Genomic DNA, 10527 nt, shown 5'->3' on the forward strand with positions numbered 1-10527 from the left:
CGCGTCCGCAAGGCGTGGCGCACACCGCTTGCTGCTCTCAGGCAACCTGGCTCCGACGGGTCTGCCAGCCATGAGTGGACAAGCACCTACAGCCCCTATCTTTGAGTCTTTGGCACCATCGACAGCGAATGTCCGGTCCGAATGCTCAGCCATGCGCAGCCGACGGTCTGCCAGCACCGGACAGGCCGTTCGGCCACCGCATGGAACCCCTGGAGATCCTCATGAACGTGACCTTCGGCGCGTATTACACCCTCATCATGGCCGTGCTTGTGCTTATGCTGGGCAAGCTGATGACAAGACATATCCGCTTTCTGCGCGACTTCAATATTCCCGAGCCGGTCTCCGGCGGCCTGGTCGTGGCAGCCATCATTTTCATGCTGCATCAGACTACGGGTCTGGCGCTGAGTTTCGAAGGCGGTCTGCAGTCGGCGTTCATGCTGGTGTTCTTTTCGTCCATCGGCCTGAGCGCAAACTTCGCCAAGCTGCGCGAGGGCGGCTCGGCGCTGTTCATCTTCCTGGGCGTGATTGCCGTTTTCATCATGATGCAGAACATTGTGGGCGTGAGCCTGGCCAGCGTGCTGGGGCTGGACCCGCTGATCGGCCTCGTCGCGGGCTCCATCACGCTGGTGGGCGGCCACGGTACGGCCGGAGCCTGGGGCTCGGTGCTGGAAAACCAATACGGCCTCGCGGGAGCCACCACCCTGGGCATTGCCTGCGCCACGTTCGGCCTGGTCATCGGCGGCCTGCTGGGCGGCCCGCTGGCCAAGCGGCTGATCACGCGCCATCGGCTGGCCCAGCCGCTGACCGAGTCCGAGCAGCTGCGCGCCGACGCACCCGCGGTGAGCGAAGGCAGCGAGGTGGCCAACTTCGAGTCACCCAACAAGGCCCCGCGTCTGATCACCGCCGATGCGGCGGTGGAGACACTGGCGCTCTTCGCGGGCTGCCTGGCCTTTGCCGAATTCATGACCGGCCTGACCCGGGGGACGGCCATCCAGCTGCCAACCTTTGTCTGGGCGCTGGGCGGCGGCGTGATCATCCGCAACGTGCTGGACTACATGTTCGGCTTCAAAGTCTTCGACCGCGCCATCGACGTGTTCGGCAATGCCGCGCTGTCCATCTATCTGGCCATCGCGCTGCTGTCGCTCAAGCTGTGGGAGCTGACCGACCTGGCCGGCCCGCTGATGGTCATTCTGGCCGCGCAGGCCATCGTCATGACGCTGTATGCGGCCTTCGTGACCTTCCGCATCATGGGCCGCAACTACGATGCCGCCGTGCTGGCCGCCGGCCACTGCGGCTTCGGCATGGGCGCCACACCCACGGCCGTTGCCAATATGCAGGCCATCACCAACCAGTACGGCCCGTCGCACAAGGCCTTTCTGATCGTGCCCCTGGTCGGAGCCTTCTTCATCGACATCATCAACGCCTTTGTGCTGCAGGCCATGCTCAGCATTCTTCGCTGATCGCTGCATCAGCCCCAAAAAAAGCGTGTCCCTGTCTGGCAGGAACACGCTTTTTTTCATGGTTGCTTGCGCTTTCAGGGCAAGCGTCAGAGGCTAGTGCGCCTCAAATCATGCCGCCAGCGCCTGGGCCGAAGCCGGCAGGCCGAAGAGGCGGTCGAACGCCCAGTTGAAGGCAAAGGTGTAGACCATGAAGAACACCAGCAGGCCGGCTTCCATGACGGCGGCTTCCCACAGCGAGATGCCGAACCACCAGGCCATCAGCGGGATCAGCATGGCGGCGATGCCGCCTTCGAAACCGATGGCATGCACCACGCGGCGCATCAGGGAACGGCCCTTGACGCTCTGGCGCGATTCCCATTGCTCGAACAGGTAGTTGAAGCTCAGGTTCCAGCAGATCGCGATCACCGAGGCGGCCACGGCCATGACGCCGGAATCGCTGGCCTTCTGGCCGATGGCCATGAAGATCAGGCTGGAGACGATGATGGCAATGGTTTCGTACAAGCCCACGTAGAGGATGCGGCGCTTGGGGCCTTGGAGGCCCGTGGCTTTGATGGAGGCTGCAAAGGCAGCGGTATTTTTGAGAGACGCGGCAGAGGAGGAAGCGGATGCCATCGCTGAGGCTTGTTGAGACATGGGCCGCAGTGTATGTTCCGGAAATTGAAGATAAAAGTCAGTTCCTATCAATTTTTCTGACAGATCGACACCATGCCCTTTAGCGCCGACCAGGTCCCGCTGTTTCTCGCCGTGCTGGATGCCGGCTCCTTTTCGGCGGCTGCACGCAAACTGGGGCGTGTGCCGTCGGCCGTCAGCATGGCCATTGCCCAGCTGGAAGCCGAGCTGGACCTGCAGCTGTTCGACCGCAGCGGACGCGAGCCCGTGCCCAGCGCCGCCGCCCGGGCGCTAGAACCGCAGGCACGCCTGCTGGCCGAACAGCTGCAGCTGCTGAACTGGCAGGCCCAGAGCCTGCACGCGGGGCTGGAAGAACGGCTGACGCTGGCCATCGCCCCCGAGCTGCTGGCCACGCACTGGAGCGAGCCGCTGCACCAGCTGGTGCGCGAGTTTCCGGCCCTGCCCATCGAGGTGCTCGCCGCACCCCAGGTCGATGCGCTGGAGCTTTTGCATGCGGGCCGCGCCCATCTGGCCCTGGTGTTCGAGCGTCCCGCCATGGACGGGCGCGAGGGTTTCCAGGAGATGGGCCGCGAGACCCTGGTGGCCGTGATGTCGCCACAGTTCGGGCCCTGGCGGCAGGTGCTGGCCGAGCAGCAGCCGGGCCACCCTGCACCGCCGCAGCTCACGGTGGAGCAGCTGGCCGCCACGCGCCAGGTGCTGGTGGCCAGCCGCGACCCGCAGCAGACCGATCCGCGCTTTGTGTTTGCGCGCCAGCTCTGGCGCACGGACAGTCACCAGGCAGCACTGTCGCTGATCGGCGCAGGACTGGCCTGGGGCTGGCTGCCCAAAGGCCTGGTGGAGTCCCATATCGCCAGCGGCGCACTGATGGAGATTCCCGTGCTCAACCTCAGCAACGGCACGACCTTGTTCGTGGACTGGGTCTGGTCCAAGGAACGCCCCCAGGGCCTGGCCACGCGGCGCTTTGTGGAACTCATGGGCAGGCAGCCCACGGGCCGCTGAGCCCGGCGCGCGGCACTAGGCTTCTCGCCCCAGGCTGGCGCGCGCCGCGGGCGCCAGCAGCGCCGCGAACTCGCGCGCCGCGGCGCTGTAATGGCTGCCGCGACGCCACAGCAGTCCGGCCGTGCGCACCAGTTGCGGGCCCACCAGGTGTATCGCCACCATATCGCTGGCCTGCTGGGCCGCGCGCTCGGGCACGATGGTGGCCATGTCGCCCCAGCGGCACAGCGCGATCAGCGATTCCACCGAGCCCATTTCCACACGCAGGCTGGGCGTGACGCCCGCGTCGCGCAGGCCATTGTCGATCAGACCGCGCGTGTAGAAGCTGCGCGGCAGCAGCGCCAGCGGCACGTCGGCCAGCGACTTGACCGCCAGCGTGCGCCGCCCGGCCAGCGCATGCGAGGGATTGACCAGCAGCATCATGCGTTCGTCGAACAGCGGCAGGGCCTCGAGTTCGGTGCGCTGCGGCGGATGAAAGCTCACGCCCAGGTCCAGGCTACCATCGAGCAGGCCGGCCTCCACGGGCGGCGCCAGCAGCTCGCGCACCACCACGTTGACCTTGGGATAGGCTCGCGTGAAGGCCGCCACGGCCGGTGCGACCAGGGTGTTGAGAAAGGTGGGGATCACGCCCAGCGTAAGGGCGCCGGTCTGCAGCTCGCTGAGATCGGCCAGCGCCATGCGCCCGGCCTCGATCTCGTGCAGTGCGCGCTCGGCATAGTTGCGGAACACCACGCCGGCCTGCGAGAGCTTGAGCCCACGGCCTATGCGCTCGAACAGCACCATGCCCAGTTCCTCCTCCAGCTGGCGCAGGCCGTGCGACAGCGTGGACTGGGTCACGAACAGATTGCGCGCCGAGGTCGTCAGGTGCTCGGTCTTGGCAATGTCGACAAAGTAGCGCAGCTGGCGCAGTTCCATGGGCGGCTTCCAGGTAGATACATCGATGCCATCGAACAATACCTCAAAAATAATTCAGTAGATCAACAGCATTCATGGATTTACGCTGGCGACCATCGCAGCCATGCAGCTGCCCGCCCCAACGCCCTCCGCCCTCACGGCCTCTTGCCCATGACCATCAGCTTCCCCATCGAACGCATTACCGCGCGCATCCTGGACATTCCCACCATACGCCCGCACAAGCTGTCGTTCGGCGCCATCCACCGCCAAAGCCCGGTCATCGTCCAGCTGTGGCTGCGCAACGGCGCCACGGGCTTCGGCGAGGCCGCCACCATCGGCGGCCCGTCGTGGAACGAGGAGTCGCCCGAGAGCATCCACCACGCCATCACCAACCATCTGGCCCCGGCCCTCGCGGGCCAGGACGGCGCGCGCATCGAGGCTTGCCTGGCCCGCATGGACCTGGCCTGCCGCGGCAATGCCTTTGCCAAGAGCGCCGTGGAGATGGCCTTGCTCGACGCCGTGGCGCGCAGCCTGCAGGTTCCCGTGTGGCAGCTGCTGGGCGGCAAGCAGCACGACAGCCTGCCCCTGGCCTGGACGCTGGCCAGCGGCGATGTGGAACGCGACCTGGCCGAGGCCCAGCTTCGCCTGGACCAGGGCCGCCACCGCATCTTCAAGCTCAAGATCGGTGCCCGGACACCCGAGGCCGATCTGGCCCATGTGAGCCAGATCGCGCGCGGCCTGCAGGGCCGCGCGACGCTGACCGTGGACGTGAACCAGGCCTGGGACGGTGCCACCGCACGGCGCTTTCTGCCGCCCATGATCGAGGCCGGCGTCAGCCTCATCGAGCAGCCCGTGGCCCAGTGGAACGTGTCCGCGCTGCGCGAGCTTACGGCCACGCTGCCGTCCACGGCCCTGGTCATGGCCGATGAGAGCGTGTGCACGCCGCACGACGCCATGCGCCTGGCGCGCGAGCAGGCCTGCCACGTGTTCTCGCTCAAGGTCGCCAAGCACGGCGGTCTGCTGCGCACGCGCCAGGTCGCCGCCATCGCCCAGGCCGCCGACATCGGCTGGTACGGCGGCACCATGCTCGAAACCTCGATAGGCTCGGCCGCCTCGGCCCATGTGTTCGCCACGCTGGGCGGGCGCCACCACAACTGCGAACTGTTCGGGCCCCAGCTGCTGGTGGACGACATCGTGACCGAGCGCATGCCGATTGCCGACTTCGCCCTGCAATTGCCCGACGGCCCCGGCCTGGGCGTGGAAGTGGATCCGGCCCAGCTCGACCGCTTCGACCGCGCGCGCCAGGGCCTGCAACCCACGCACATCGACCTCGCCGCCGCAGCTTCATCCGCCCCCGTGTCTGCGCCTGCCCCCTCAGCCCGCTGACACCGCTCCAACTACAACATTCATCTTCAGGAGACATCCACCATGCAACGCCGCCTTCTCTGCACCCTCGCCGCACTGCCCGCCGTCCTCGGCCTGAGCGCCCTGGCCCCCGCCGCCCAGGCCCAGACGCCCGATGCCAACTGGCCCAGCAAGCCTATTCGCTGGATCGTGCCCTTCCCGCCGGGCGGCGCCATGGATGCCATCGCCCGCACGCTGGGCGAGAAGGCCGCGCGCACGCTGGGCCAGCCCTTCGTCATCGAGAACCGCCCTGGCGCGGGCGGCAACATCGGCGCCGACTTCGTGGCCAAGTCCCCGGCCGACGGCTACACGCTGATGATCACCTCCATCGGCATGGCCACCAACAAGCCGCTGTACCGCAAGCTCAGCTATGACCCGATCAAGGACTTCGCGCCCGTGGGCGTGCTGGCCGTGGTGCCCAACATCCTGGTCACCAACTCCACCCAGCCCCAGATCAAGAGCGTGGCCGACGTGGTGGCCGCGGCCAAGGCCGCGCCGGGCAAGCTGACCTATGCCTCGGCCGGCAACGGCACCTCCATCCACCTGGCCGGCGAAGTCTTCACCTCGCTGGCGGGCGTGGACATGCTGCACATCCCCTACAAGGGATCGGGCCCCGCCGTCTCCGACCTGCTGGGCGGCCAGGTCAACTACATGTTCGACTCCATCACCTCGGCGCGACCCCACATCCAGTCGGGCAAGCTGCGGGCGCTGGCCGTGACGACGGCCAAGCGCTCGACCAGCATGCCCGACGTCCCCACCATGGAGGAAGCGGGCATCAAGGGCTATGAAGTCTCGCCCTGGTTCGCCGCCTTCATGCCCGCCGGCACGCCGCCGGCCATCGTGAAGAAGCTCAACCAGACCTTTGTGGCCGCCATGAAGCAGCCCGACGTCATCGAGCGCTTCCAGGCCATCGGCGCCGAGGTCGTCGGCTCCACGCCCGAGGAAGCGGCGCGTCACCTGCAGGCCGAAAGCCAGCGCTGGACGCGGCTGATCAACGAGCGCGGCATCCAGATGGACTGAGTGCGCCACAACCGTGCGGGTCGGCCGCCGCTTGAGCTGCCGCCGGCCATGCGCTAGGCTGGGTGCCTCGTCACACCAGGGAGGCCGCCGCCCATGCCGCAATCGATCTTCACCAGCAGCGATGCTGCGCTGCGCGAACGCTGGGAGGCACTGCAACCGGGTGCCGCCGCCGTCAAGGCCGGACGCTGCGAGCTGGCCGGGTTCGACCCCGGCGCCAAGCCCTTCTCGGGCGGCAGCAAGGCCCAGGACAAGGCCGGCGTCGAAGCCCTGGCCGAGGAGCTGGACGTGCTGCAGAACCTGTTCTATGCCGACCGGCGCTTCAAGCTGCTGGTCATACTGCAGGGCATGGACGCTGCCGGCAAGGACGGAACGCTGCGCGCGGTCTTCGGTCGCATGTCGCCGCTGGGCGTGCGCTCCGTGGGCTGGAAGGCGCCGACCGACGTGGAAAAGTCCCACGACTACCTGTGGCGCATTCATCAGCAAACGCCGGGGGCGGGCGAGATCGTGCTCTTCAACCGCAGCCAGTACGAAGATGTGCTGGTGCCCGTGGTCAACGGCTGGCTCACGCCCGAGCAGCAGACCCAGCGCTATGCGCAGATCAACGACTTCGAGCGCATGCTCAGCGAAACCGGCACGGTGATCGTCAAGTTCATGCTCCACATCAGCAAGGACGAGCAGCGCGAGCGACTGCAGCAGCGGCTGGACGACCCCTGCAAGCACTGGAAGTTCGACGAGAACGATCTCAAGGTGCGCGCCCAGTGGGACGACTATCAGCAGGCCTACGGCCGGCTGCTGGCTGCCACGCACACGCCATGGGCGCCCTGGACCATTGTCCCTGCCGACTCCAAGACGCACCGCAACCTGATGGTGGCCACGGTGCTGCGCGAGGTGCTGGGCAACCTGGAACTGAAATATCCGCCCGGCGCACCGGGGCTGGATCACATCCAGGTCCGGTGATACGGACAGCGCCCGCAGCCAGCGGACATCGGCGCCTGCGCTTCGCTCTCATAAAAAGAGCTTATATCGCTTGTAATCAATGAATTTCAGAATGAAAAGCATCTGAAATCATTTATCAACAAGCGATAGAAGCTCCTTTTTTTATGCCGCCAGGATGGATCAGAACTGCCAGCCCAGTCCGCCCAGACCGTCAAACGCCATCTCGAAGCGATCGCCGGCCTGCAGCGGCATACAGCCGCACCAGGTTCCCGTCGTCACCACGGTGCCGGCAGGCACGCTGCCGTATTCGCGCGCCACATGCTGCAGCCAGTCCACCAGCAGCCAGGCCGGATCGCCCAGGCTGTGCGTTCCGGTGAAGCGCTGCGGCGAGCCGCCATTCACGGTCACCGTGCACCGCTGCTGCGCCCAGTCGCGCCCGGCGATGACGGAAGCGCTCTGCCACTCGCCCAGCGCCAGTCCGCCATGGCACTGGCCGTCGGCCAGCAGGGCCAGGGCCGGGGCCTTGGTGCCGTCACGCCAGCGCACATCCACCCATTCCACGGCCACGCAGACGGCGTCCACCAGCGCCAGCGCGCTGTCGTAATCCAGTGCAGCGGTCTCGGCGGCGCTCACGTCGCGGCCTATGCGCAGGGCGATCTCGGCCTCGGCACCGCGCAGATTGAAGACGGTCTCGGGCGCGGGCACCAGACTATCTTCCTGGCGAATGCCGCCCTCGGGCAATGGCACATGCAGCAGCGCGGCTTGGCGATCCGGCCCGCCGGACTTCCAGTAACGCGGCGCACGATCGGCAGGCCACCAGTTCCAGGTGCGCGCCAGTGCGCTTTGCACGGCACGGGCATCGGCACCATCTCTCATCAGCGCAGCCACATCGGCGCCCCGGGCCTGGGGCGTGCCCAGCCGGCGCGACCACCACAGCGCATCGGCCGTGGCATAGCTGTCTTCGGGCAAATCGGGCCACAGCGTCTTCCAGTCGGGCAGCACCTCATCCTGCGTCTGCAGTTCGGGGGCCAGACCGATGGGAGGGGTATTGGCAAACGGAGCCGGGCCGCACCAGCCGCCTTTGCAATCTTGGTTTTCAGACATGGCGGCAATGATGGCAAATTTCCTGCCCCCATGCCATCCATGGGGCGCTTGGCCCGCATCCAGAGCGGCTTTCAGATGGTTATGCATAAAACGCATAGCATCGCAAACAAGAAGCCTTGGACAGGAAAATTCGGCGCGCGCACACTGTGAATCCCGGACAGCAAGGGCTTGCAAAGTCCTTGCTCCACTCAGTCAACCAGGCCTTCATCATGCAAGCCAAAGACTCTTCAGCGCTGTCCACAGCGCATGCTCTGCCCTCCTACCTCAACCCCGATCATCTCGGTCCCTGGGGCATTTATCTGCAACAGGTCGACCGTGTCACCCCCTATCTGGGCTCGCTGGCCCGCTGGGTGGAAACACTCAAGCGCCCCAAGCGCATCCTGGTCGTCGACGTGCCCATCGAGATGGACGACGGCCGCATCGCCCACTTCGAGGGCTACCGCGTGCAGCACAACCTGAGCCGCGGCCCCGGCAAGGGCGGCGTGCGCTTCCACCAGGATGTGACGCTGTCCGAAGTGATGGCCCTCTCGGCCTGGATGAGCATCAAGAATGCGGCCGTGAACGTGCCCTACGGCGGCGCCAAGGGCGGCATCCGTGTCGATCCCCGTCAGCTGTCCAAGGCGGAACTGGAGCGCCTGACACGCCGTTACACCAGCGAGATCGGTCTGCTGATCGGCCCCACCAAGGACATTCCGGCTCCTGACGTGAACACCAACGGCCAGGTCATGGCCTGGATGATGGACACCTACTCCATGAACACGGGCGCCACGGCCACCGGCGTGGTCACGGGCAAGCCTGTGGACCTGGGCGGTTCGCTGGGCCGCGTCGAGGCCACGGGCCGCGGCGTGTTCACGGTGGGCGTGGAAGCGGCCAAGCTGACCGGCCTGAATGTGCAGGGCGCACGCGTGGCCGTGCAGGGCTTCGGCAATGTGGGCGGCACGGCAGGCAAGCTGTTTGCCGACGCCGGCGCCAAGGTCGTGGCCGTGCAGGACCATACGGGCACCATCCGCAACGCCAACGGTCTGGATGTGGCGGCCTTGCTGGAGCATGTGGGCAACACCGGCGGCGTGGGCGGCTTTGCCGGCGCCGAGGCCATGGATGCAGCCGACTTCTGGGGCGTGGATTGCGACATCCTGATCCCCGCGGCGCTGGAAGGCCAGATCACCAAGGACAACGCAGGCCAGATCAAGGCCAAGCTGGTGATCGAAGGTGCCAACGGCCCCACCACCCCCGAGGCCGACGACATCCTCAATGAAAAAGGCGTGCTGGTTCTGCCCGACGTGATCGCCAATGCCGGCGGCGTGACCGTGAGCTATTTCGAGTGGGTACAGGACTTCTCCAGCTTCTTCTGGACCGAAGACGAGATCAACGCACGCCTGGTGCGCATCATGCAGGAAGCCTTTGCCGGCGTCTGGGCCGTGGCCCAGGAGCACAAGGTGACGCTGCGCACTGCCACCTTCATCGTGGCCTGCAAGCGCATTCTCCACGCCCGCGAGGCACGCGGCCTGTATCCATAATCCCCCGGAGGCGTACGCGCCTTCCCCTGGGCGGGCGTCCCTGGGCGGGCGTCCCTGGCCGGGCGCCCCTAGCCGGGCGCCCTCTCCCCACACGCTTCGCGCCAACGGAGGGAGCGACGCCTTCGCCGGGGCGGCCGGGCCGCACGGCGGCACTTGCTCGGCATCTCTTTGTTGGGATGTACCTGTTGTAGTGCGAGCACAACGAAAAAAGCCTTCTGTCTCCAGAAGGCTTTTTTATTGGTTGCGCGAGAAGGATTTGAACCTCCGACCTTTGGGTTATGAGCCCAACGAGCTACCAGACTGCTCCATCGCGCGGTAATTTGTGCTCGACAACAGCTGCTGTGTCGATAGGCGCAATTGTAGCCCAAATCGGCCTGTCATGCGGAGCAGTTATATAGACACGCGCTTTTTATGGTTACTGGCTCTGAAATTTGTCGCCCGATACCGATGGGTGCCAGCATTTGCGGCGCGGGCCAGTCGGTATAGTTGCCGCCCATGGCCAAAGAGAAAACCACTTTCACCTGCAACGCCTGTGGCGGCACCAGCCCGCGCTGGCTGGGCAAATG

Annotated in this window: 10 protein-coding genes and 1 tRNA gene; 6 read left to right on the forward strand and 5 right to left on the reverse strand. The window is 66.2% G+C overall.

The genetic code is table 11. The annotated features are described in order from the left end of the window. The first annotated feature begins 221 nt into the window (after positions 1-221). The gene (gene gltS, locus E2583_RS15795; protein WP_291597189.1) at positions 222-1460 is read left to right on the forward strand and encodes a sodium/glutamate symporter; all 1239 of its coding nucleotides are present in this window, start codon (positions 222-224) and stop codon (positions 1458-1460) included. A 108-nt stretch (positions 1461-1568) separates the two neighbouring features. Here the strand turns inward: gltS and E2583_RS15800 are convergent, their stop codons facing one another. Beyond that, positions 1569-2072, reverse strand: a complete 504-nt coding sequence (locus E2583_RS15800) for a PACE efflux transporter (protein WP_291597190.1) — start codon at positions 2070-2072, stop codon at positions 1569-1571. Between the two features lie 93 nt (positions 2073-2165). Here E2583_RS15800 and E2583_RS15805 point away from each other — a divergent pair, with 93 nt between their 5' ends. Further along, a complete protein-coding gene (locus tag E2583_RS15805; RefSeq protein ID WP_291597191.1) occupies positions 2166-3089 on the forward strand; it encodes a LysR family transcriptional regulator in 924 nt (307 codons plus the stop codon). Between the two features lie 15 nt (positions 3090-3104). Here the strand turns inward: E2583_RS15805 and cynR are convergent, their stop codons facing one another. Next, positions 3105-4001, reverse strand: coding sequence for a transcriptional regulator CynR (cynR, locus tag E2583_RS15810; RefSeq protein WP_003059779.1), 897 nt, complete (start codon positions 3999-4001; stop codon positions 3105-3107). A 150-nt stretch (positions 4002-4151) separates the two neighbouring features. Here cynR and E2583_RS15815 point away from each other — a divergent pair, with 150 nt between their 5' ends. From E2583_RS15815 to E2583_RS15825, 3 genes are all read left to right on the forward strand, one after another. Continuing rightward, the gene (locus tag E2583_RS15815) at positions 4152-5366 is read left to right on the forward strand and encodes a muconate cycloisomerase family protein (RefSeq protein WP_291597192.1); all 1215 of its coding nucleotides are present in this window, start codon (positions 4152-4154) and stop codon (positions 5364-5366) included. 42 nt (positions 5367-5408) lie between these two features. Then, positions 5409-6404 (forward strand): tripartite tricarboxylate transporter substrate binding protein, encoded by a 996-nt coding sequence (locus E2583_RS15820; protein WP_291597193.1) that lies wholly within the window; start codon positions 5409-5411, stop codon positions 6402-6404. Between the two features lie 93 nt (positions 6405-6497). Then, positions 6498-7361, forward strand: a complete 864-nt coding sequence (locus E2583_RS15825) for a PPK2 family polyphosphate kinase (RefSeq protein ID WP_291597194.1) — start codon at positions 6498-6500, stop codon at positions 7359-7361. Between the two features lie 159 nt (positions 7362-7520). Here the strand turns inward: E2583_RS15825 and E2583_RS15830 are convergent, their stop codons facing one another. Next, positions 7521-8444, reverse strand: a complete 924-nt coding sequence (locus tag E2583_RS15830; protein WP_291597195.1) for a fumarylacetoacetate hydrolase family protein — start codon at positions 8442-8444, stop codon at positions 7521-7523. Positions 8445-8653: 209 nt separating this feature from the next. Here E2583_RS15830 and E2583_RS15835 point away from each other — a divergent pair, with 209 nt between their 5' ends. Beyond that, on the forward strand, positions 8654-9961 hold the full coding sequence (locus E2583_RS15835) for a Glu/Leu/Phe/Val dehydrogenase (protein ID WP_043003323.1): 1308 nt from the start codon (positions 8654-8656) through the stop codon (positions 9959-9961). 238 nt (positions 9962-10199) lie between these two features. Here E2583_RS15835 and E2583_RS15840 read toward each other — a convergent pair. Beyond that, positions 10200-10276: transfer RNA gene (locus E2583_RS15840), tRNA-Met, on the reverse strand. Positions 10277-10338: 62 nt separating this feature from the next. Continuing rightward, positions 10339-10527 (reverse strand): hypothetical protein (locus E2583_RS15845; RefSeq protein ID WP_291597196.1); only part of this gene is annotated, 189 nt, incomplete at its 5' end.

It is taken from the genome of Comamonas sp. (genome assembly GCF_009360615.1).
Taxonomy (GTDB): domain Bacteria; phylum Pseudomonadota; class Gammaproteobacteria; order Burkholderiales; family Burkholderiaceae_C; genus Comamonas.

Excerpts from the sequence above, each read along its gene's own strand:
- gltS (WP_291597189.1), top strand. The coding sequence starts at position 222 with ATGAACGTGACCTTCGGCGCGTATTACACCCTCATCATGGCCGTGCTT.
- E2583_RS15800 (WP_291597190.1), bottom strand. The coding sequence starts at position 2,072 with ATGGCATCCGCTTCCTCCTCTGCCGCGTCTCTCAAAAATACCGCTGCC.
- E2583_RS15805 (WP_291597191.1), top strand. The coding sequence starts at position 2,166 with ATGCCCTTTAGCGCCGACCAGGTCCCGCTGTTTCTCGCCGTGCTGGAT.
- cynR (WP_003059779.1), bottom strand. The coding sequence starts at position 4,001 with ATGGAACTGCGCCAGCTGCGCTACTTTGTCGACATTGCCAAGACCGAG.
- E2583_RS15815 (WP_291597192.1), top strand. The coding sequence starts at position 4,152 with ATGACCATCAGCTTCCCCATCGAACGCATTACCGCGCGCATCCTGGAC.
- E2583_RS15820 (WP_291597193.1), top strand. The coding sequence starts at position 5,409 with ATGCAACGCCGCCTTCTCTGCACCCTCGCCGCACTGCCCGCCGTCCTC.
- E2583_RS15825 (WP_291597194.1), top strand. The coding sequence starts at position 6,498 with ATGCCGCAATCGATCTTCACCAGCAGCGATGCTGCGCTGCGCGAACGC.
- E2583_RS15830 (WP_291597195.1), bottom strand. The coding sequence starts at position 8,444 with ATGTCTGAAAACCAAGATTGCAAAGGCGGCTGGTGCGGCCCGGCTCCG.
- E2583_RS15835 (WP_043003323.1), top strand. The coding sequence starts at position 8,654 with ATGCAAGCCAAAGACTCTTCAGCGCTGTCCACAGCGCATGCTCTGCCC.